17 protein-coding genes and 1 pseudogene are annotated in these 22,664 nt (G+C 64.4%); 3 read left to right on the top strand and 15 right to left on the bottom strand.

Translation table 11 applies throughout. The features are described 5' to 3' along the window. Positions 1 to 2,475, bottom strand: coding sequence for a penicillin acylase family protein (locus tag ACEWPL_RS03305; RefSeq protein ID WP_393930159.1), 2,475 nt, complete (start codon positions 2,473 to 2,475; stop codon positions 1 to 3). 91 nt (positions 2,476 to 2,566) lie between these two features. Between ACEWPL_RS03305 and ACEWPL_RS03300 the strand changes: the two genes are divergently transcribed. After that, on the top strand, positions 2,567 to 3,439 hold the full coding sequence (locus ACEWPL_RS03300; RefSeq protein WP_393930162.1) for an NAD(P)-dependent oxidoreductase: 873 nt from the start codon (positions 2,567 to 2,569) through the stop codon (positions 3,437 to 3,439). A gap of 94 nt (positions 3,440 to 3,533) precedes the next feature. On the opposite strand, the gene ACEWPL_RS03295 is transcribed toward ACEWPL_RS03300, so the two are convergent. The 4 genes from ACEWPL_RS03295 to ACEWPL_RS03280 all read right to left on the bottom strand — a co-directional run bounded on the left by ACEWPL_RS03295 (position 3,534) and on the right by ACEWPL_RS03280 (position 6,964). Next, a complete protein-coding gene (locus ACEWPL_RS03295) occupies positions 3,534 to 4,748 on the bottom strand; it encodes a LysM peptidoglycan-binding domain-containing protein (protein ID WP_393930165.1) in 1,215 nt (404 codons plus the stop codon). 63 nt (positions 4,749 to 4,811) lie between these two features. Beyond that, positions 4,812 to 5,471 carry a protein-L-isoaspartate(D-aspartate) O-methyltransferase gene (locus ACEWPL_RS03290; RefSeq protein ID WP_393930168.1) on the bottom strand — a complete coding sequence of 220 codons (660 nt, stop codon included), beginning with the start codon at positions 5,469 to 5,471 and terminating at the stop codon, positions 4,812 to 4,814. Next, on the bottom strand, positions 5,468 to 6,250 hold the full coding sequence (surE, locus tag ACEWPL_RS03285) for a 5'/3'-nucleotidase SurE (protein ID WP_393930171.1): 783 nt from the start codon (positions 6,248 to 6,250) through the stop codon (positions 5,468 to 5,470). The genes ACEWPL_RS03290 and surE overlap by 4 nt, the downstream gene beginning before the upstream one ends. Before the next feature lie 75 nt (positions 6,251 to 6,325). Beyond that, entirely contained in the window at positions 6,326 to 6,964 is a 639-nt protein-coding gene (locus tag ACEWPL_RS03280; RefSeq protein WP_393930174.1) for an SDR family NAD(P)-dependent oxidoreductase, read from the bottom strand. A 150-nt stretch (positions 6,965 to 7,114) separates the two neighbouring features. On the opposite strand from ACEWPL_RS03280, the gene ACEWPL_RS03275 reads away from it, so the two are divergent. Further along, positions 7,115 to 8,434 (top strand): acetamidase/formamidase family protein, encoded by a 1,320-nt coding sequence (locus ACEWPL_RS03275; protein WP_393930176.1) that lies wholly within the window; start codon positions 7,115 to 7,117, stop codon positions 8,432 to 8,434. Between the two features lie 82 nt (positions 8,435 to 8,516). On the opposite strand, the gene purF is transcribed toward ACEWPL_RS03275, so the two are convergent. From purF to ACEWPL_RS03225, 10 genes and pseudogenes are all read right to left on the bottom strand, one after another. Continuing rightward, positions 8,517 to 9,995 (bottom strand): amidophosphoribosyltransferase, encoded by a 1,479-nt coding sequence (purF, locus tag ACEWPL_RS03270; RefSeq protein WP_393930226.1) that lies wholly within the window; start codon positions 9,993 to 9,995, stop codon positions 8,517 to 8,519. 111 nt (positions 9,996 to 10,106) lie between these two features. Next, positions 10,107 to 10,553, bottom strand: coding sequence for a DMT family transporter (locus tag ACEWPL_RS03265; RefSeq protein ID WP_393930178.1), 447 nt, complete (start codon positions 10,551 to 10,553; stop codon positions 10,107 to 10,109). A 7-nt stretch (positions 10,554 to 10,560) separates the two neighbouring features. After that, the gene (locus ACEWPL_RS03260) at positions 10,561 to 11,178 is read right to left on the bottom strand and encodes a CvpA family protein (protein WP_393930180.1); all 618 of its coding nucleotides are present in this window, start codon (positions 11,176 to 11,178) and stop codon (positions 10,561 to 10,563) included. A 23-nt stretch (positions 11,179 to 11,201) separates the two neighbouring features. Beyond that, positions 11,202 to 12,569 (bottom strand): DNA repair protein RadA, encoded by a 1,368-nt coding sequence (gene radA / locus ACEWPL_RS03255; RefSeq protein ID WP_393930182.1) that lies wholly within the window; start codon positions 12,567 to 12,569, stop codon positions 11,202 to 11,204. A gap of 41 nt (positions 12,570 to 12,610) precedes the next feature. Further along, complete coding sequence (locus ACEWPL_RS03250) at positions 12,611 to 13,357, bottom strand: ABC transporter ATP-binding protein (protein ID WP_393930184.1); 747 nt, start codon at positions 13,355 to 13,357, stop codon at positions 12,611 to 12,613. Then, positions 13,354 to 14,139, bottom strand: a complete 786-nt coding sequence (locus ACEWPL_RS03245; protein WP_393930186.1) for an MlaE family ABC transporter permease — start codon at positions 14,137 to 14,139, stop codon at positions 13,354 to 13,356. The genes ACEWPL_RS03250 and ACEWPL_RS03245 overlap by 4 nt, the downstream gene beginning before the upstream one ends. Beyond that, complete coding sequence (gene alr / locus ACEWPL_RS03240; RefSeq protein ID WP_393930188.1) at positions 14,136 to 15,173, bottom strand: alanine racemase; 1,038 nt, start codon at positions 15,171 to 15,173, stop codon at positions 14,136 to 14,138. The genes ACEWPL_RS03245 and alr overlap by 4 nt, the downstream gene beginning before the upstream one ends. A 63-nt stretch (positions 15,174 to 15,236) precedes the next feature. Next, positions 15,237 to 16,751, bottom strand: coding sequence for a replicative DNA helicase (locus tag ACEWPL_RS03235; protein WP_393930190.1), 1,515 nt, complete (start codon positions 16,749 to 16,751; stop codon positions 15,237 to 15,239). A gap of 179 nt (positions 16,752 to 16,930) precedes the next feature. Then, on the bottom strand, positions 16,931 to 17,605 hold the full coding sequence (locus ACEWPL_RS03230; protein ID WP_393930192.1) for an orotate phosphoribosyltransferase: 675 nt from the start codon (positions 17,603 to 17,605) through the stop codon (positions 16,931 to 16,933). Between the two features lie 428 nt (positions 17,606 to 18,033). Continuing rightward, positions 18,034 to 18,141 (bottom strand): annotated as a pseudogene (locus ACEWPL_RS03225) (IS481 family transposase); the annotation flags it as partial. A gap of 317 nt (positions 18,142 to 18,458) precedes the next feature. Between ACEWPL_RS03225 and ACEWPL_RS03220 the strand changes: the two are divergent. Continuing rightward, complete coding sequence (locus ACEWPL_RS03220) at positions 18,459 to 22,655, top strand: amino acid adenylation domain-containing protein (RefSeq protein ID WP_393930195.1); 4,197 nt, start codon at positions 18,459 to 18,461, stop codon at positions 22,653 to 22,655. Positions 22,656 to 22,664: the final 9 nt, after the last annotated feature.

Genomic DNA, 22,664 nt, shown 5'->3' with positions numbered 1-22,664 from the left:
TCACTCTGCCTCGGGCGTCAGCACCGTGACGCCCACCGCGCCCGCGCGCGCCAGTTCGGGGTCCAGCGACATCGGGATATACTCGCCGCGCCGCCAGAGCTGTGCCAGATCATCGTAATGGCGGCTGAGGAAATGGCCCGACTGCCCGGTCGCGATGACAAAGACGCTGCTGCCGGGATCGGCGAAATCATAGACCCCGCGATACCCCGCCGCATGCACATTGGTATAGGGCGCGTCTCCGGTGCCAGAGGTGCGCCCGCGTTGCAGCGTGTTGTCGCCGCCGCCAGTGGATTGGCGGATGTTCACGAAATAGCGCAGGACCGGAACGGTGCCCAGAACCGGGTGGTCATGCGCCGCCTGATGCGCGTCGCCCCAGCGCAGCGATTCCAGCGCGGTGCCGTAACGGTCCGAAATCCAGATCAGCGCATCATCGAGCGCGAGGCGCGCGATATCGGTGCAGGTCTCGACCGGGCTCGACTGCTTGACATCGCACCAGGCCGAGGCGCCGTCGACGTCACGGAACACGCGCTCAACAAAGACGGGGTCGGTGTGGGTGAACTCATCGGCCAGCGGCCCCAGCTCGTCCTGCGCGAGGCGCTGGCCAAGCGCGCGCAGCCATGCGGCATAGATCAGCGGCTCGGGGCGGTGCTCGTTCATCTCGCCATTCCACTCGGCCAAGAGCTCCAGCGCGCGCTGGCGCAGGCGCAGGGGCGTGCCCTCGGGCGCGCTCTCGCCGGTGAACCACAGATCGGCGCCGATCAGCGGCAGAAGCGAGCGGGCGGTGAAGCTGACCGTGTCGAGCTGCGCCTCGACAAAGCTGTCGCGCGTGTGCACCTCGCGGCCCTGCATCAGGCGCTGCCAGCGATGGATGCGTTGCGTGTCGCCCCAGAGATAGCTCACATGCGACGGAAACGGGCGGTCCACGATTTTGTTGTTGGTATTGCCCAGAATGCCGCCGGGCGGGTCGATGAATTCGGGATTGGCCGAATAGGGGTAGCGCCCTTGCCAGCGGTTCTGGGGAAGCCAGCCGCGGCTGGGCAGGCGCCCCTCGGTATCATGCCCGGCGCTGCGGCGGGGCATCGCGCCGACCAGTTTCATCGCGATGCCCCGCTCATCCGCGACAGTCAGGATCTGTGCGGGTGCGACGAACTCCTCACCCGCCGCCAGCGCTTCGTCGATGGTTGCGGCGCGCATCAGGGCGATGCCCGCGCTCATCGTGGTGTCGCGCGGGCTGAGAGCGGTCCAGGAGACGCTGGCGACATGGCCGGGCGGCGTGATCGCGCCCAGCCCATATTGCGAGCCGGGCAGCACGGGGCCGTTCTCGGTATGGCGCAGGGTTAGTGTGACGGGCTCTTCGCCGTTGATCCTGATGATCGAGCGGCGCGTGACGAACTCGGCAAAGCCGTCCGGCGTGCGGTACTGATCGGGGTTGTCGGGGTTGATCTCCTCGATATGCACGTCGAGATCATCGAGATAGGCCGAGGTGATGCCCCATCCCAGACGGTCGCTGCGCCCCGAAAGGACCAGTGGCACGCCGGGGATGGTGGCACCGATGACCCCGCCCGAGGCCAGCTCGAGCCGGGCGAGATACCAGATGGACGGTGCGGTGAGGCCCAGATGCGGATCATTGGCCAGCAGAGTGCCGCCCGAGGCCGAGCGCGCGGGCGCGGCGGCAAAGGCGTTGGAGGCGCCGGCCAGTTCCATAGGCGCAAAAGGCGAGAGCGGCCCTTGCGGTGCGGGCGTCACCTCGGCGAAGCGCGGCAGCGCGCCGGGCGCGAAATACGAGGCGTATTTCGGCAGCGCCGCGATGCCGCTGCCGGGCGCGTCGGGCATGATATCCTCAAGCCGCGCGGGATCGTCCAGCGCCAGAGATGTGCGGGCGCGCAAAACTTCGTTTTGCAGATGCGGCGACATCTGGACGGCCATCAGCTTGATGATGGCGATGGAATCGGCGGGCACCCAAGGCGCGATGGGCGCGTTGAAGAGAAACATTTCGGGCGCGCCTCGCCCGAGGGCGCTTTCGTTGATCTCGGTCAGGCGGGCGTTGACGCCGCGCGCATAGGCGCTGAGTGCCGCGCGGGTCGCCGGATCCTGCCACTCGAGCGATTTGCGCGCCGCACCGTAGATATCGAAGCGGCGCAAGAGCTGGTCGATGGCCAGGCTCCGCTTGCCGAACACCTCCGACAGGCGGCCCTGCGCGCTGCGGCGCAGGATGGTCATCTGCCACAGGCGGTCTTGCGCGTGGGCATATCCCAGCGCCTCGAACACATCTTCTTCGGACTGGCCGAAGATATGCGGCACATTGGCATTGTCGCGCACGATCTCGACGGGCGCAGACAGGCTCGAGACGGTCAAAGTCTTGTCATAATCGGGCAGGGAGCGCGACAGCAGGAAATAAAGCCCGACAGCCGCCAGCACCGCCAGCGCGATGAGCGCGCCCGCGATCCGCATCAGCCATTTGAACACCTGTGCCATGACGCCCCGCCTTGTCATCTGCGCAGGGGATAGTCACAAAGGAGGTCAAGGACAATGGCCGTGCGCGGCAATGTGAACGGGAGAGAGACAAATGGCAAAGCTGGCATTTCTGGGCCTGGGCGTGATGGGATACCCGATGGCGGGACATCTGGCCAAGGCGGGTCACGAGGTACGCGTCTACAATCGCACCACCTCCAAGGCCGAGGCATGGGCCGCCGAGCATGGCGGGAGTTTTGCGGCGACGCCGCGCGAGGCAGTGGAGGGGGCGGATTTCGTGATGGCCTGCGTTGGCAATGACGATGACCTGCGCAGCGTCTGCCTGGGCGATGACGGTGCCTTTTCCGGCATGAAAAGCGGCGCGGTCTTTGTCGATCACACCACAGTCTCGGCTGCCGTCACCTCCGAGCTTTATGATGCGGCGGGCGAAGCGCGGTTCAAATTCGTCGATGCGCCCGTCTCGGGCGGGCAGGCGGGGGCCGAGAACGGCCAGCTGTCGATCATGTGCGGCGGTGACGAGGATGCCTATGCCGCCGCCGAGCCGATCATGGAGGTCTATGCCAAGCTTTGCCGCCGCATCGGTGGGTCGGGTGCGGGCCAGATGACCAAGATGTGCAACCAGATCGCGATTGCAGGGCTTGTTCAGGGCCTCAGCGAGGCGCTGCATTTCGCCGAGAAGGCCGGGCTGGACGGCGCCTCGGTGGTCGAGGTGATCAGCCAGGGCGCGGCCGGCAGTTGGCAGATGGCCAACCGCTGGGAGACGATGTTGGACGGCAAGTTCGAACATGGCTTTGCAGTGGACTGGATGCGCAAGGATCTGGGGATCTGCCTCAAGACCGCGGATGAGAATGGCGCCGCCCTGCCGGTGACGGCGCTGGTCGATCAGTTCTACAAGGATGTGCAGAATATGGGCGGCGGACGCTGGGACACCTCCAGCCTTTTCAAGCGCTTGCGCAAGATCGGCTGAGGCAAGCGCCCCGTGGCGGGCGCTGTAATGGAGTGTTTTTGGAACGATGAAAGAGGGGCGCGCTGCGTAAGGCGGCGCGCCCTTTCTTTTTGGCCTATTCCGTGAGGTACGGAATCGGATCGAGGCTGTCGAAGCCGTTGCGAACCTCGAAATGGACCGCTGCGGGGCCGGAGGACGGGATCTTGGCCAGCGTTTGCCCGCGGCTGACGCTGTCGCCGGTCTTGACCGCGACGCTGTCGACGTTGGAATAGACCGTCAGCAGGTTGCTGGCGTGTTTCACGACGATGATCGGCGTGCCCTTGGTATCCTTGGTGATGGCAGCGACCGTGCCACCATCAGCGGCCTTGACGGCGGTGCCGGGGCTGGCGGCGATGTCGATGCCGTCATTCTTGCCCTTGGAATAGGGGCGCACGATGTCGCCGCGCACCGGATAGCTCATCCGCGCCTTGGGGGCGGAGGCCGTAGTCTGCTCCTTGCCCAGATCGGGCGCGTCCTTGGGGGCGGCCTGCGCCTCTGCGGCGGTCACGGTATCCTCGGCGGGCAGCGGCTTGGCCGCGCTCGGGGGTTCGGGTGTGGGCGATCCGGCGCCCGGAGGCTCGGTCGCGGCGGGGACGTCATTGGCGTCGAAGGTAGCCGTCTTCTGGCCCGGCAGAGCGACGGGGATGATCAGATATTGCCCCTCGCGCACGGCAAAGTCCGAACCGAGGCCGTTCCATTCCGCAAGGCTGCGGATCGACACGTTATAGAGGCGCGCGATGGTGTAGGCCGTCTCGCCGCGGGTCACCTTGTGGCGCACTGGCTCGACCCCGGTCTGGCTGGGGGCGGCGGGCGAGAGGCTGCTCGTCTCGATCTGGCTGGGGGCGGCGTTGTCGATAGCCGCGCCCGCGATCTGGGTGATGTCCGCGCCGCCGGGGCGGATCGGGCCGCCCGCGGGTTCGGCCACGCGGCCGGGCAGGGCGATGACCTCGCCCGCGCGCAGCGGATCACTGGTCTGGATGCCGTTATAGCGGGCCAGCGCATTCGCATCGGTGCCGACGCGTTGCGCAAGACTGGCTAGCGTGTCGCCGCGCTGAGCCACCGCGACCTGATAACCGGGATAGGAGATGATGCCGCGCGCGTCAGGCTCGGGCCTGTCAGCCGTGGCGGCGCGCGCCGCCTGCTCGGTATCGAGCCCGCCGATGGGGCCGCGCAGGTCGAAATCCACCGTATCGCCGCAGGCCGCCACTGCCAGCAGGCAGGTGCCGGCCAGAAGGGCATTCAGGCGGGACTGCCGCAAGAGAGGCGTCTGGGGGCGCGAATGGCTGCTCATGTCGTTCTCGTCCTCATGTTTGGCCCCGTTTGCGTCGGGACATATCCTGTTTTTCATCTGGCGTCAGGCCGTATCGCGCCCCAGCCCCTCGATCAGCGGCACGAAGCGCACGGGCCGCAATTCATCATAGTCAAATCCGCCCTCGTGGCGGGTCACGCGGATCAGGCGCTGCACCGTGTCGGACTGGCCGACCGGAACAACCATGATACCGCCGATCTTGAGCTGGGCCAAGAGAGGTCCGGGCGGATCCTCGGCGGCGGCGGTCACAAGGATGCGGTCGAACGGCGCCTGATCGGGCAGGCCGAAACTGCCATCGGCAGTGAGCGCGGTGATATTGGTCAGATCGAGCGCGCGAAAGATCTCGCTGGCCTCCTGCACAAGGCGGCGATGCCGGTCGACGGTATAGACGCGCCGCGCCAGAAGGCTGAGAATGGCCGCCTGATAGCCCGAGCCGGTGCCGACCTCGAGCACCTTGTCGCGCCCGCTGAGCTTGAGCGCCTGTGTCATCAGCCCCACGACCGACGGCTGGCTGATTGTCTGGCCGCAGGCGATGGGCAGGGGCATGTCCTCATACGCGCGGTCGGCGAAATAGCCACGGATGAACGGGCCGCGGTCGATCCGCTCCATCGCCGTCAGCACGCGCGTATCCGTGATCCCCTTCGAGCGGAGCGCGAAGAGGAACTGCATCTTGCGTTCGGCGGGATCGTCTTGCGCGTCTGTCATTCGATGGCTTTCAGCGGCTCCAGCATGTCATGCGCCGTCAGGTCCGCGCGCATGGGGGTGGCCGAGATATAGCCGTCCAGATTGACCGCCGCATCCGAGCCGGGCGAGGTGGGCTGCTGCTGCGGCGCGCCCGTGACCCAGAGGAACCGGCGGCCCGAGGGCGACAGGTGCGGCTGCACGCCGAAGCCCATGTCGCGCCGAAACCCCTGCCGCGCGGCGCGCAGGCCCTTGACGTCGCTGGCGGGGATGGGCGGGAAGTTGACGTTGTAGAAGATGCCGTAATCGTCGCGCGTCCAGACGCCCTTGTCCAGAAGGCGCCGGACGGTGTCCAGCCCATGCACGCGCGAAGCCTCGAACGTGTCGTCAAGATCCTTGTTCGCAGGCCCGTAGAACTGGCTGAGCGCGATGGCGCGGATGCCGTTCAGCGCGGCCTCCATCGCGGCGCCCAGCGTACCGGAATAGACCGCGTTCTCGGCCGCGTTGTTGCCCCGGTTGACGCCCGACAGGACGAGGTCGGGGGGCGAGCCCTTGAGGATGTCATGCAGGCCCGCCAGCACGCAATCGGCCGGGCTGCCCTGCACGGCATAGCGGCGCGGAGACATCTCGCTGACCATCATCGGCTGCGTGTAGGAAATGGCGTGCCCGACGCCCGATTGCTCGAACGCGGGCGCCACGCACCACACCTCGCCCTCGGGGCCGGCCAGTGCCTCCGCGATTTCGGTCAGCACTTGGAGCCCCGGCGCGTTGATGCCGTCGTCATTGGTGATGAGTATGCGCAAAAATCCGCCCTCCGGCCCGCGTTTCGTCCCTTCTCTATCGGGCGCGGCGCGGACGGGCAAGCCTGCCCGAGGCCTTCAGCCCATCAGTGAGAGCAGGCGGCGGGCCTCGCTCCCGGCATCGGCCAGCGCCTCGCGGTCCTCGCCGGGGTAGAAACGCGCGCGCGTCGCCGTGGCCATCGGGCCGGGGCTGACGATATGCACCTTGGGACCGTGCTTGGCGCTTTCGGCCTGCCACGAGCGGGCTAGGGCGATCTGGGCGGCCTTGGTCGACCCATAGGCGCCGGCGAACTTCTCGCCCGCCTTGAAATCCTCAAAGAACATCGCCTGCCCATCCTCGCCCAGGAGGGGCGCGATGAAGGGGATGAGATAGCCGGTTGCAGTGACGTTCGTTGCAACGGATTTGTCCCAGTCGCGGGCGTCCAGATGCGCGGCAGGCGTCAGCGGCGCGGCATGCACGGCGCTATGCGCCCAGAAATGGATGCGGCCCCAGCGGTCATGGATGCTGCGGCACAGCTGCCGCATTGCATCGCCATTTGTGATGTCCATTGGCGCCAGCGTGGCCGAATGGCCCGCTGCCTGAATGCGGTCGTCCAGCTCTTCGAGCGCGCCGGTGGTGCGGGCCACGGCGACGACATGATGCGAGGCGGACAGCTCGAGAGCGAGGGCCGCGCCAAGGCCGCGCGAGGCGCCGGTGATGAGGGCTACTTGTGTCATGTGCGCGGTTTGCACCCCATGCGCGGCGGCGTCAAGCGCCGCGCATGCGTCATTATGCGGCGCGCGCCACGCGCGGCGGTGCACAGCTTGTGGATCTGACGAGGCGGGCTATAGTTTCTCGGGACTCATCAGATCCTGGAGGAGGCACAAATGCCGGACGGAGCGAATGTAGGCAAAGCGCAACGCAGCGTTGTCGTCAACGATTTCACCAATAGCGTTCTCGACCCGAACCAGCCCATGCTTGGGCCGGTCGAGAATGGCGGCACGATCATCGCGAATACTGCGCCGGGATGCTGGGGTCCGATGATCACGCCCAGCCTGCGGGGCGGGCACGAGGTCACGCAGCCCATTTACGTCGAGGGTGCCGAGGTGGGCGACGGCGTCGCCATCCGGATCCGGGACATCACGGTGACATCCATCGCCACCGCGTCGGGGCATGACAGCTCGCCCGAGGGGTTCTGCCTGGGTGATCCTTACGTGGCTGCGCGGTGCCCGGTCTGCGATAAAGTCTGGCCCGAAACCCATATCGAGGGCGTGGGGCAGGATTCGGTCAAATGCGACAGCTGCGGCAACGCGGTAAAACCCTTCGAGATCGTGCATGGCTACACCGTCACCTTTGACGATACGCGCGCCGTGGGTTTGACTGTGCCCAAGGAGGCGGCGGAAAAGATGGCGGGCGAGGCCGATCACTACTCGGCGCTGCCCGACCACAGCCGCCAGCATTCGATCCTGCACTATGCACCCTCCGACATGCCCGGCACCCTTGTGCGCATGCGCCCCTTCATGGGCCAGCTTGGCACATGCCCGTCCATGCCCATGCCCGACAGCCACAATGCCGGCGATTTCGGTGCGTTCCTGGTAGGAGCGCCGCATGAATATGGCATCACGCCCGAGCAGCTGGCCGAGCACAAGACAGACGGCCATCTGGACATCGATGCGGTGCGTACCGGCGCGATCTTGGTTGCGCCGGTCAAGGTGCCGGGCGCAGGCGTCTATATGGGTGACATGCATGCCGGGCAGGGCGATGGCGAGATCGCGGGGCATACGATGGATGTCTCGGGCAGCGTCACGCTGCAGGTTGAGGTGGTGAAAGGCTATCCGCTGGACGGGCCGGTGCTGTTCCCGCTGGAAGAAGACCTGCCGCCCATGGCCAAGCCCTTTACCGAGAGCGAAAAGGCCAAGGGGCAGCGTTTGGCGGCCAAATGGGGCGTCTCCGAGATCGAGGCGCTGGCTCCGATTTCGGTCATCGGCACGGCGGCCAACCTGAACGATGCGATCGAGAACGGGCTGGCCCGCGCGGCCAAGCTGCTGGACGTCAGCGTTGCCGAGATCCGCAATCGCGCGACGATCAACGGCGCGATCGAGATCGGCCGCGCGCCGGGCGTCATTCAGGTGACCTTCCTTGCGCCGCTGGCCAAGCTCGACGCGGTCGGACTGGGAGATTACGCGCGCGAGCAATACGGCCTCTGAGGCACCGAACAACAAAAACCCGCGCGCCATACCCTCTGGCGCGCGGGTTCATGTCAGGCAGCTTCGAGAAGCTACGGGCAGATTATTCTGCCGCCTTCAGCTCGAAACCCTGTTCAATCTGATCCGATGGCCGCACCGGGTATTCGCCCGAGAAACAGGCATCGCAATATTGCGGGCTGGATTGATCGCGACCGCTCGCTTCGCCGACCGCGCGGTAAAGCCCATTGAGCGAGATGAACTTGAGGCTGTCCACCGCCAGATGCTGGCGCATTTCCTCCTCAGACATCGTCGCGGCCAGCAGCTTGTCGCGCTGGGGCGTGTCGACACCGTAAAAGCAGGGCCATGCGGTGGGGGGCGACGCGATGCGGAAATGCACCTCGGCGGCGCCGGCATCCAGGATCATCTCGCGGATCTTGCGGCTGGTGGTGCCGCGCACGACGCTGTCATCGACGAGGATCACGCGCTTGCCCTCAATCAGGGCGCGGTTGACGTTGAGCTTGAGACGGACACCCATGTTGCGGATCTGCTCGGTCGGCTCGATGAAGGTGCGGCCCATATACTGGTTGCGGATGATGCCCATCGCATAGGGAATGCCCGATTCCTGGCTGAAGCCGATAGCGGCGGGCACGCCCGAATCCGGCACCGGGCAGACGAGGTCCGCCTCGACCGGGCTTTCCTTGGCCAGCTCGACACCGATCTGGCGGCGCGTCTCATAGACGCTGCGATCGCCGATGATGCTGTCGGGGCGGCTGAAATAGACATGCTCAAAGATGCAGAAGCGGGGCTTTTGCTTGCGGAAGGGAAAATGGCTCTCCACGCCGCTCTTGGTGATGACCACCAGCTCGCCGGGGGCGACCTCGCGGATATACTTGGCGCCGATGATGTCGAGCGCGCAGGTCTCGCTGCTCAGCACCCAGCCATCGGCCACCTGTCCCAGAACCAGCGGGCGCACTCCCAAGGGATCGCGCACGCCGATCAGCTTTGTCCGGGTCATGGCGACGACGGAGAACGCGCCCTCAACCCGGCGCAGCGCATCTTCCATCCGCTCGGGGATGGTGCGTTGCAGGCTGCGGGCCATAAGGTGGATGATGCATTCTGAGTCTGAATTGGACTGAAAGATACTGCCGCGCTCGATCAGTTCCTTGCGCAGCGCCATGGCATTGGTGATGTTGCCGTTATGCGCGATGGCCGCACCGCCCATGGCAAACTCGCCAAAAAATGGCTGCACGTCGCGGATCACCGGCATCTTGCCGCCCGAGGTCGAGTAGCGCACATGGCCGATGGCCAGCTCGCCGGGCAGCGTCTCCATCAGGCTCTGCTTGGTGAAATTGTCGCGCACATAGCCAAAGCGGCGGGCGCTGTTGAACCCTTCACTGGCGCAGTAGCTGACGATGCCGCCAGCCTCTTGCCCGCGATGCTGCAAGGCGTGCAGGCCAAGCGCGGTGAAGTTCGCCGCATCGGGAACACCAATGACGCCAAAGACGCCGCATTCCTCCTTCAGCTTGTCGCCGTCGCCCGCATCGCGCAGGTAGGACGTGTCAAAGGGATGGGCGGGAGGCATGAGTTTGGCCAAGGGGCACTCCGAATCTGGATTTCACAGATGTGTCACACATAAGGACTGATGGCGCCCGTGTCACGGCATGATCTCGGCGAAGTGATCCCGGGTGCTGCGTCACCAGCGTGACAGGATCATCCCGCCCGCCACCAGCGCGGCCGAGAGGACGCGCGTCGAGCTGATCGTATGCTGAGCGACGCCGAACGCGCCGAAATGATCCAAGAGGAGCGCCGCGCCCATCTGTCCGAAGATCATCAGTGAGGCTGTGGTGACGACGCCCAGCAGGGGCACGCTCCAGAGCGCGGCAAAGACAAAGACGGCCCCCATCGCGCCGCCCAGCAGCATCCAGGGGCGCACCGCGCCCACGCGTAGCAGGCTCTCCCCGTCGCCGACGGTGAAGGTGGCAATCAGAAGAACCGCAAAACCGACCGCGAAGGAGACGGTGGCGGCCCCGATTGGGCTGCCGATGCTACGCCCGAGGGCGGCGTTGATGGGCGCCTGGCTTGCGATCATCGCCCCAGCGACCGCCATGAGAACGGTCGCGATGAGGATCTGATTGGTCACCTGGGCCTCACTCCGCCGGTTCAGCCGGGGTGATGGTGCCCTCTGCCGGTGCGTCGATTGCAGGCGCTTCGGGCGCGTCGCAGGCCCCGACAAGCGCCTCATACTGCGCGGTGATCCATCCCAGCGCCTGCTCGGGATTACCGTCCTCGATCTTGCCCGTCATCTGGCTGAACACGCGGGCCGACCGGCTGTCGTCGATCATCTGGATATCCTGCCCGGTGACGACGGTGTCATAGACGAAATAGGCAATCGCCACGAGCAAGACGCCCCGCGCGACGCCAAAGACAAAGCCGATCCCCTGATCGAGGCCGCCAAGCGCCGAGCGCTGCACCAGCGAGGAAAATAGCGGCGTGATGAAGGACGCGACGATCAGCGCGACGGCAAAGACCAGCGCAAAGGCGCCGATCATGCTCAGCTCGCAGCTATCGGCGATGAAATCGCCGACCATCGGGATTTCCTTGACCAGCGGCTCGACCTGCGGCGCAAAGATGAAGGCGAGGATGCCCGCCACGATCCATCCCGCAATGGCCAGCGCCTCGCGCACAAAACCGCGGCTATAGGCCAGCAATGCTGACAGAACGATAACCAGCGCCACCACGCCGTCGATAATGGTAAATCCGTCCATGTCGCCCCGATCCTGATGCGCGTCTATCCCGCGCCGAAAATGTCACCTACGAAACCGGTCAAGTCCGCCGCACGCGTCAGTCTCAGACCACTCTTCCCGCCGGACTTGCCACCCTTGGGAAGGATTGCCGCCGTGAAACCAAGTTTTTCCGCTTCTTTCAACCTGTTTTCGGTCTGACCCACCGGACGAAGCGCGCCTGAGAGGCTGATTTCCCCGAAAACCACCGTATCTGCGGGCAAGGCGGCGTCTTCCCGCGCAGACATCAGTGCGGCGGCGACGGCCAGATCGGCGGCAGGCTCGGTGATCTTCATGCCGCCCGCGACGTTCAGATAAACATCCAGCCCCGCGAAAGGGATGCCGACACGCGATTCGAGCACGGCCAAAATCATCGACAGGCGCGCGCCATCCCAGCCGACGACGGCGCGGCGCGGCTGGCTATGCGGCGAGGGCGCGACCAGCGCCTGGAGCTCGCACAGAACGGGGCGCGTGCCTTCGATTCCGGCAAAGACGACTGATCCGGGCGAGGGCGTGCCGCGCTCACTGAGAAAGAGCGCGGAAGGGTTGGTAACCTGTGCCAGCCCTGCACCGGTCATCTCGAACACGCCGATCTCGTCGGCGGGCCCAAAGCGATTTTTGACCGCGCGCAGGATGCGGAACTGATGGCCACGCTCGCCTTCGAAATAGAGAACCGTGTCGACCATATGCTCGACGACGCGGGGCCCGGCGATCTGGCCGTCCTTGGTGACATGGCCGACGAGGACCACGCTGACACCCTTGCGCTTGGCAAAACTTGTCAGCTCATGCGCGGCGGCGCGCACCTGAGAAACGCTGCCCGGCGCGCTGCCGATGGTATCGAGCCACATCGTCTGGATCGAATCGATGATGACCAGTTGCGGCTTTTCCGCCTCGATGGTCGTCAGGATGTCGCGCAAATTCGTTTCGGCGGCCAGCTGCACGTTCGCGCCCGAGAGGCCCAGACGCTCGGCCCGCATGCGCACCTGCGCGCTGGCTTCCTCGCCCGAGACGTAGATCGTCTTGAGGCCCTGTCCCGCGAAGCTGGCGGCCGCCTGAAGCAGAAGCGTCGATTTTCCGATGCCCGGATCGCCCCCCACAAGAATCGCCGAGGCAGGCACAAGGCCGCCGCCCAGCACGCGGTCCAACTCATTCAGGCCCGAGCCGGTGCGCGGCGGCGGCGCTTCCTTGGCCGACAGGTCGGTCAGGGTCATGCCCTTGCCGCGGCTCGTGCCGAGCGAATTCGCGGCGGGACCGGCGCTGAGGCCCTCATCCTCCTGGATGGTGTTCCACGCGCCACACGCGTCGCAGCGGCCGGACCATTTGCTATGGACCGCACCGCAAGCCGTGCAGGTGAATGTCGGTTGGTTCTTCGCCATGCGCCGCTCATGCCCCAAGCGGGCTGGCCCGTCAACGCCGCTTAGCGGACCGCCTCGATCGGGCCCGTCGCGCGGCCATGGATGAACTGGTCGAGATAGGGATCGCCGGACTCGTCCATCTCGGCCACGGGGCCCGTCCACTGGATTACCCCGTCGTGCAGCATGGCGATATTGTCGGCGATGGCGCGCACCGAGGTCATGTCATGGGTGATGGTCATCGCGGTCGCGCCCATCTCGGTCACGATCTCGCGGATGAGGTCATTGATGACCCCGGCCATGATCGGATCAAGGCCGGTCGTCGGCTCGTCGAAGAAGATGATCTCGGGCTCGGCGGCGATGGCGCGGGCAAGGCCGACGCGCTTTTGCATGCCGCCCGACAGCTCGGCCGGGAATTTGTCGGCCTGCTCGGGGGTCAGGCCAACGCGGCGCAATTTCTCGATGGCGATCTCGCGCGCCTCATGCGGGGGCCGCTTGAGCGAGCCGCGCAAGAGGCGGAAGGCGACATTCTGCCAGACGGGGAGCGAATCGAAGAGGGCACCGCCCTGAAACAGCATCCCGAAGCGCGCAAGGAACGCATCGCGGTCGCCACGGGCGACGTCCTTGCCATCCAGCAGGATTGTGCCGCTATCGGGCGGCACGAGGCCGAGAATGGATTTCAGCAGGACCGACTTGCCGGTGCCGGACCCGCCGATGATGACCATCGACGTGCCGCTGTCTATCGTCAGGTCCACGCCGCGCAGGACGTGGTTGGTGCCAAAGGCCTTGCGGACGTTTTCGAGGGTGATCATGCCGAGAAAAACACCTCTGTCAGGACGTAGTTGCTGGCCAGGATCAGGACCGAGGCGGTAACGACGGCGGATTTGGTCGCGCGGCCCACACCCTGCGCCCCCCGGCCCGAATTCATCCCGTAATAGCAGCCCATCAGCGCCACGATAAAGCCGAAGACCGCGCCCTTGATCATGCCGCTGATGACGTCCCAGGATTCCAGAAAATCCAGCGTGTTATGCATGTAGGTGGCCGCGTTGAAATCCAGCCGTGCGACTCCCACCAGGAAGCCGCCCATGATGCCGATCACATCGCCCACGCCCACCAGCAGGGGCACGGCCAGCGTCGCGGCCAGAACGCGCGGCAGGGTGAGATATTTCATCGGATTGGTCGACAGCGTGGTCAGCGCGTCGATCTGCTCGGTCACCTTCATCGTGCCGATCTCGGCAGCGATGGAGGACGCCACGCGCGCGGCCACCATGAGGCCGCCCAGAACGGGCCCAAGCTCGCGCGTCAGCCCGATGGCCACGATGGAGGGCACGACCGTTTCGGCATTGAAACGCGCGCCGCCCGCATAGATTTGCAGCGCCAGCGCGCCGCCGGTGAAAAGCGCCGTGAGGCCAACGACCGGCAGCGAGAGCCAACCGATCTGGATCAGCGCATGATAGAATTCGCGCCCATAAAACGGCGGGCGCGCCAGATGCGATACCGTTCCGCTGGCGAAAAGCGACACGCGCCCAACGCCTGCAAGGGCGGCAAGGACATGACGCCCCAGCGCCGCCAAGAACCGAAAGATCACGCTCATGCGCCCAGATACCGCCGTGTATAGCGCGCGCCAAGCGCGGTGAGGATTTCGTAGCCGATGGTGCCGGCCGCATCGGCAATGTCGTCGATACCCTGATCCGGCCCCATTAACGAAACCGATTTGGGATCGCCCGGTGCATCGGTGATATCGACGCCGATCAGGTCCATCGAAACGCGTCCGACCAGCGGGCAGGGCAGGTCGTCCACCCAGACCGATGCGCGCCCCGCAAGCGTGCGAAACAGCCCGTCGGCATAGCCCGCGCCGATGGTCGCGATGCGGCTGGGCCGCTCTGCGCGCCAAGTGCCGTTGTAGCCGACGGTCTCGCCCGCGGCGACATCGCGGCACTGGATCACCGGGATATCCAGCGACACAACCGGGCGCGCATCCGCAAAGGGCCGCCCGCCGTAAATGCCGATGCCGGGCCGCGTGACGTCGAAATGATAGGCCTTGTTCAGCAAAACACCGCCCGTATTGGCCAGGCTCAGCGGGCAGTCGAGGCCCGCCGTCATCTCGCGAAAAGTCTGGAGTTGATGGCGGTTCATATCGTCGCCCGGATCCTCGGAGGCAGCCAGATGGCTGAGGATCAGCTGCGGGCCTTGTGCGATAGCGATATCGCGCACGGCAGACCATTCGCTGGCCTCCATGCCAAGACGGTTCATGCCGGTATCGAGTTGCAGCGCAAAGGGATGGCCCGGCAGCGCCTCAAGATGGCGGATCATCTGGTCGAGCGAATTGAGCACGGGCGTGAGATCCATGTCGCCCAGCATGTCCGCATCCCCGGCCATATGGCCCGAGAACACGTAAATCATCGGGCCGGGACCAAGGGACGTGCGCAGGGCCGCGCCTTCCTCGGCCACGGCAACGAAGAAGGTGCGCGCGCCTGCACGCGCCAGCGCGCGGCCCACACGCCCTGCGCCAAGGCCGTAGGCATCGGCCTTGATCACGGCGGCGGTTTCGGCGCGGCTCATCGCGGCCAGGACCTGCCAGTTGGCGGTCAGCGCATTCAGATCGACGGTAAGGGTGGCTGTGCTCATGGGCGGTCTTGTGACACGGGCGCGCGCAGGGTCAAGACCAAAGCGCAGGGCAGGGGCGACGCATCAGAATTCCTGCTCGCCGCCACCGCCGCCATTCTGCCAGGGCTGCACGAGGTTGCCAAAGCGGGTAAAGCGGCCCTCGAAGCTGAGCTCGACCGTGCCGATGGGGCCGTGGCGCTGCTTGCCGATGATGACCTCGGCCTTGCCATGCAGGCGCTCCATGCGCTCCTGCCAAGCGGCCATTTCCTCCAGCTTGTCATCCGAGGGCTTCTCGCGCTCGGCGTAATATTCCTCGCGGAAGACGAACATCACGACATCGGCGTCCTGCTCGATCGAGCCCGATTCGCGCAGGTCCGACAGCTGCGGGCGCTTGTCTTCGCGGGATTCCACCTGGCGCGAGAGCTGCGAGAGCGCGATGACCGGAATGTCCAGCTCCTTGGCGATGGCCTTGAGACCCATGGTGATCTCGGAAATCTCGTTGACGCGGTTCTCGCTGCGCCCGGTGCCGCGCACCAGCTGCAGATAGTCGACGATCAGCACATCCAGACCGTGGGTCCGTTTCAGCCGCCGGGCGCGTGCCGCCAGCTGGCTGATCGGCAGGGCGGGCGTGTCATCGATATAAAGCGGGCAGGACTCCAGCTGCTTGGCGGCATCGACGAAGCGGCGGAACTCGCCCTCGGTCATGTCCCCGCGGCGGATCTGCTCGGACGGCACTTCGGACGCTTCGGACAGCACGCGCGCGGCCAACTGCTCGGCGCTCATCTCCAGTGAATAAAAGCCGACGACGCCGCCCTCAATCGACCCTTCGGTGCCGTCGGGCCGCGTGCCACGCCGATAGGCCTTGGCGATGTTGAAGGCGAGGTTCGTCGCCAGCGAGGTCTTGCCCATCGAGGGGCGCCCGGCGAGGATCAGAAGGTCGGACTTGTGCAGGCCGCCCAGCTTCTTGTCCATGTCGACAAGGCCGGTCGAAACGCCGGCAAGGCCGCCCTCGCGCTGATAGGCGGCGTTGGCAACATTAACCGCGTCCGATACAGCCTTGAGAAAACTTTGAAATCCGCTCTCGGTCTGGCCCTGCTCGCTCAGCTTGTAGAGCATCTGCTCGGCTTCTACGATCTGGTCCTTCGGCTCGCTGTCGACATCCATGCGCGCGGCCTTGCCGGCGATGTCATGGCCAAGGGCAATAAGCTCGCGGCGGATCGCCAGGTCATAGATCATCTGGGCATAGTCACGCACCGCATAGGTGCTGATGGCCGCGCCGGCGAGGTTCACCAGATAGGCTGGCCCGCCCAGTTCCTTCAGGCCCTCATCCTCTTCCATGAAGGCTTTGAGCGTGACGGGCGAGGCGAGGTTGTTCTTGGCAATGCGCGCCGAGGCGGTCTCGAAGATGCGAGCATGGACCGGATCATAGAAATGCTGCGGGCCGATGATGCTGGCAATGCGATCGAATACATCGTTATTGGTGAGGATCGCGCCCAGAAGCTGCTGCTCGGCCTCGATCGAATGAGGCATCGTGTCGGCGGCTTGCACTTCGGCACCGGCTGCGCTTCCGGTGGCGTTGAATGTGGTGATTTCGTTCATTTCGGGTTCCCGGCTGCTCGGCCCAAGCTCTTACAGGCAGGTCGGGCGCCGGGGCAAATTGTATATCTCTGTGGATAGAACGCGCCGCGCCTTGACTGCGCCTATCTTGCGGCGCAGGCCACCCACCTGTCAATATATGGTGTCCGAGCGCGCGGACTGTTGCGCAAATGCGCCAGAGACTAGCTTCGCGCGTCCTGCCATGCACGCGGCGCCTTGAGGAACGCCTCGACCTCGCGCAGCGTCGACTCGTCGAAGGTGCCCTGCGCGCGCGCCTCGGCCAGCACGTCCCACCAGGTGCAAAGGTGGTGCAGCGTTACGCCATGATCGCCCAGCGTTTTGACTGTGTCCGGGAAAATGCCATAGTAAAAGATCACGGCGGTATGCGCGCAGGTCGCCCCCGTCTCGCGGATCGCATCGACAAAGCCGATCTTGGAGCCGCCATCGGTGGTCAGATCCTCGACCAACAGCACGCGCTGGCCCTCATCCATCGTGCCCTCGATGCGCGCGCCGCGCCCGTGGCCCTTGGGTTTCTTGCGCACATAGGTCATCGGCAGTGCCAAACGCTCGGCCATGAGCGCGGCAAACGGGATGCCTGCCGTCTCGCCGCCTGCGATGTTGTCGAATGCTTCGAAGCCGGCGTTGCGCATCACGGTGACGGCTAGAAAATCCATCAGCGTCGAGCGGATGCGCGGATAGGAGATCAGCTTGCGGCAGTCGATATAGGTCGGGCCGGGCAGGCCGGAGGAGTAGATGTAGGGCGTTTCCGCGTTGAAGTGGACGGCGCCGATCTCCAGCAGCATGCGCGCGGTGAGGCGCGCGATCTCGTCGGCGGGGGGGTAGGTGCTGGGGATCATGGGGGTGGTCCTGGAGTTGAAGTGGCGGATTTCGCCTTCGGCGAGGATAGTCAGAGGTAAGTGAATTTTAGCACACTGATCGAAAACAGTTGTTTAGATATTCGTCAGATATGTCGCACATTGGTGTCACACATACCAGAGGGAGCCCGTGACGCGTTCGCCCTATTCGCGGGTTATACCGGAGTGCGGTGGGAAGAACTTACGGCCCTCTCGTTGAGAGACTTTCGCGAGGAGTATGGAATTGCCTTCTTCGATTTCGCGGAGAACGATGGTCGCGGAGTGAAGACGCTCGCAGTTGAGCGCGGTGTGCCGGTGCATGACAGGCTGATCGCGCTCGGCCTTCTAGACTATGTCGCCGCAGTTCGGCCACAGAATACTTCCGACCTTTTCCCAGAATTGGAGGCGAATGGGCACGTGAAAGGATCGTCGGATCGTTCTATCCAAAAATACCGGCAAGCCCTGGCGACGCGACTGATCTCTTTGGCGTGTCGCAGAATCCGCAACTTGCGCAGAATCTCACGTTGATTCTTGGTCATGTGCATCCCCTTCTTCAAACCTGTGAGATTGAAAAAATGGCCCGCGAGAAACGGCATAGCCAGGCGCGGTTCAGCCAGTAAAATGTCACATACGCCCACGTTTATTACAAACAGGGCAAACCTATTCTGAACAAAAGTGAAAAATAAACGAAAGGATGTAAAAATACGCGGCGCTTGCGCCACCACAAATATGCCGCATAATTAGACCAGTACGATCATAATTAAACTATCCAGATGAGTTAAGCTCTCTCTTCTTGTGTGTTGTCTATAGTTTCAGCAACCCATGACAATGGCTATGTCATACGAGGTTCATTTTGGTGTTGAGAAAACTCATCCTACCCGAGTGCATCGGCTCGGCATTCAGGTTAGCAGTAGAAAATTTCGCTACGAACACTGCTCTTGTCCATGACGGTCGTGACTTCAGCTATGCCGAGCTCGATCGCCTGTCGGATCTTCTGGCCGCGCGCCTGAAAGACGGAGGCGTGAAACAAGGATCTCTGATCGGCATCGCTGCTCAGAGCGACCCGCTGACAATTATCGCGCTTGTGGCGACCCAGAAGATCGGGGCGGGCTATGTGCCCTTGCCGAATTACTATCCGGACGAACGGTTGCGCGTTATCGCGCGCGACGCCGGGTTGCACGTAATCGTCGGGGCGATTGCGGCACTGGAAGAGTCCGGTTTGACCCGCATCGATTTCGACTGGACGAGCGAGGCCGCTGCCGCGACCCCGATCAGACAGCCGGCCTGTGAGCCATCAGCCGTGGCTTATGTCATGTATACTTCCGGTTCCACGGGTGCGCCGAAGGGCGTGATCGTACCGCAGCGGGCAGTCCTGCGATTGGTTTGCGGGCAGGACTTCATGGATCTTGGGCCGGACGAGCGGATACTCCAGGCCTCTCCCATAGGTTTCGACGCAGCGACGCTGGAGATCTGGGGCGCGCTTTTGAATGGGGGTGCTCTGGTGCTGCCCGACTCGTCGACGAAATCGTTGCGTGCGCTTGGCAGCATGATTGCCCGCCACGAAATTACAAGCCTATGGCTGACCGCAGGGCTGTTCCACGCGATGGCCGACGAACGCCCCGGCGATTTGGCGCGGCTCCGTCAATTGCTGACCGGAGGCGACATAGTCTCGCCGGCCAAGGTTGCGCAGGTGATGGCCAAATGCCCGGATCTTACCATTATCAACGGCTATGGCCCGACGGAGAACACCACCTTCACCTGCTGTCACCAGATTTTGCGAACCGATGTCGAGGCAGGTGTGCCGCTGCCTATCGGCCGGCCCATCTCGGGGACAGAGGTTTTCGTGCTTGATGCCGAGTTGCAGGCCGTATCCCCCGGCGAAGCAGGAGAGCTTTGCGCCGCCGGGGCGGGTCTGGCGACAGGCTATCTGGGGGATCCGGACCTGACGGCCGAAAAATTCGTGTCCGCGCCTTGGGATCCTGGGCTGACGCTGTACCGAACCGGCGATCTGGTGCGGCGGGACGATGACGGCCTGCTCCATTACCTCGGACGCATCGACACGCAGGTCAAGCTGCGCGGCTTTCGTATCGAACTGGGGGAAATCGAGGCGGCGACCGAGGATTTCGCGGGCATCCGTCAGGCTGTGGCAATGGCGCGGTCGTCGCGCGAGGATGTTGCAGACAAGATGCTTGTGGTTTGGCTGGTTGCCGATGCCGAGCCGGATGAGGCGGCGCTCAAGGCGCATCTGGCGGCACGACTACCTGACTATGCGATGCCCTCCCGGTTCTTGCGGCTGGATCGGTTGCCGCTCAACGACAACGGCAAGGTAGACCGCCGAGCGCTCGAAAAGCGTGCGCTACCGCAGGCACAACCAAAGCCATGCCCAGACGTGACGCCTGCCGAAAGTGCTGGTGTGATCGAGGACATGATTGTCGCGGCGCTCGCCGATGTCCTTGGTACGAATTCCGCCGATCTGGACCGTACCGCGAATTTTTTCGACCTCGGCGCCTCCTCCCTGCATATTGCACGGGTGCATGAACGGCTTCAGAGCGCGCTGGAGCGAAACTTTGTAATTACTGATTTCTTCCTTCATTCGACCACCGCCACGTTGGCGCAGCATCTGTCGCAGGCACCCTCGCAGCCACAGAAGACTCGGCCGGCATCGCGAACCGGAACAGCAGGGACGGGCGGCGACACGGATGCCGGGCATATCGCCATCATTGGGCTTGCCGGGCGCTTTCCCGGTGCGCCGGATGTGGCGACATTCTGGGAGGGCTTGGTGAGCGGGCGCGAGATGATCTCGCATTTCTCGCCCGAGGAACTGGACGTAGACCTGTCGAAAGCCGATCCGGAGGGGCATTTCGTCAATGCGCGCGGCGTGATGCCCGATGCCGATATGTTTGACGCCCGGCATTTCAACATCCCCCCGCGGGAAGCGGAACGAATGGACCCGCAACACCGCATCCTGTTGGAAGTGGCGCAGACGGCGCTTGACAATGCGGGCCACGATCCGGCGCGCTTTCCCGGCAAGGTCGGCATCTTCGCCGGATCGAGCCAGAATTCCTATCTGCTCAACAATCTGATGAGCGCACCCGGAGCATCGCGGAAGTTCGCGGCGAGCTATCCGCTCGACGATTTTTCGACGCTTTTCGGCAATGACAAGGATTTCATCGCCACCCGCATCGCCTACAAGCTGAACCTGCGGGGGCCGGCCGCTACGGTGCTTTGCGCCTGTTCCACCTCACTTGTCGCCGTCGCTCAAGCCTGTGATGCGCTGCGCGGCGGCACGGCTGATATGATGCTCGCGGGGGGCGTGTCCGTCACGTTTCCGGCGCACCGAAATTACAAGTATCTTCCCGATGGCATGGCCTCGGCCGATGGCCACTGTCGCACCTTTGATGCTGACGCGACAGGGACGGTCTTTGGTGATGGTGCGGGCATCGTGGTGCTGCGTCGCCTGAAGGACGCGCTAGAGGACGGAGACGAGGTGATCGCGGTGATCCGCGGGTCGTCGATCAATAATGACGGAGCGGAAAAGGCGGGTTATGCGGCGCCGTCGATCCGTGCGCAGGCCGAGGTGATCCGGGCTGCACAGAGCGCTGCGGGCGTGACACCGCGCGAAATCGGCTATGTCGAGACGCATGGCACCGCGACGCCGCTTGGCGATCCAATCGAGTTTGCCGCGCTGCGCGATGCGTTTACGGCCGATACCGAAGATCGCGGCTTCTGTGCGCTTGGTTCCGCCAAGACCAACGTTGGGCACCTAGACATCGCCGCCGGGGTAACTGGTCTAATCAAGGCTGCGCTGACACTGAAGCACGGCGTGATCCCTCCTCTCCTGCATTACAAAACCCCCAATCCGCGCATAGATTTTGCGGCGTCGCCCTTCTATCCGGCCACCGCGGTGACCCGCTGGCCGCGCACGGAAGTGCCCCGCTTTGCGGGAGTGTCGGCCTTCGGCGTAGGGGGCACCAATATCCACATGGTCCTCGAAGAAGCGCCCGTCCCGACGGCCAGTGTGCGGCCATCCTGCACCCGGTCGCGGGTATTTCCTGTCTCTGCTTCCACGCCCGAGGCCCTGGCGGCCGCCTGTGCCGATCTTGGTAACTGGGCCGCAGCCAATCCGGACGCTGATCCGGACGGCGTGGCGGCGACGCTGCGAAATGGCCGTGGCTCCTATGGCTATCGCGCGGTTCTTGTGGCGAAAGACATGATAGGCCTTTCCAGCAAAATCTCGGCCGGCGCGCCCCGGCCCGTCGCCGCCGGGCGACGCGACGAGGTCGCCTTCCTTTTTCCCGGTCAAGGCGCGCAGCATGTCGGCATGGCGCGCGAGTTGTTCGCGTCCGAGCCGGTTTTCCGTGAAGCGCTTGGCCTTTGCGCGGACCTGTTGAAACCTGAATTGGGTCTTGATCTTCTGTCAGTGATCCACGCACCCGACGCCGATTCAAAGGCAAATGAAGCACTGAAGAATACCGCGCTGGCCCAGCCTGCGATCTTTTCCATAAGCTATGCACTGGCTAAGCAATGGGATCATTGGAGCGTCCGCCCGGATGTGATGATAGGCCATTCGATCGGTGAATTCGCCGCTGCCACCATCGCAGGGGTAATCGGGCTCGAGGATGCACTAAAGCTGATCGCGCTGCGCGGACGGCTAATGGCGGATCTTCCGGGCGGGGTTATGGTTTCGGTCCGCGCAGCCGAGGACGCGCTTAAACCTTGGATTGGCGCAGGGCTTGATCTCGCTGCGGTGAACGGGTCCAAGGCCTGCGTTCTGGCTGGGCCAGCGGACGCGGCGGCGGAAATTCTGCCGCAGATAGAGGCGGCAGGTATCGTTACGTCCCGGCTACACACCAGCCACGCGTTTCATACGCATATGATGGAACCGGCGCTGGCGACTTTTCGTGAAGCTCTGGCGAAACTGACGTTCAACGCCCCCGCGATCCCGATCGTATCGACCGTCACCGGCGAATGGCTGACCGAGAGCGAGGCTGTCGATCCCTGTTACTGGGCCGACCACATGCGCCGTCCGGTGCGTTTTTATGACGCGGTGTAGGTATTGTGG

Origin of the sequence: Roseovarius roseus (assembly GCF_043355935.2) — a bacterium.
Classification (GTDB): domain Bacteria; phylum Pseudomonadota; class Alphaproteobacteria; order Rhodobacterales; family Rhodobacteraceae; genus Roseovarius; species Roseovarius roseus.
Note: the sequence above shows the minus strand (reverse complement) of the source record. Positions and strands in the feature narration are given on the sequence as shown.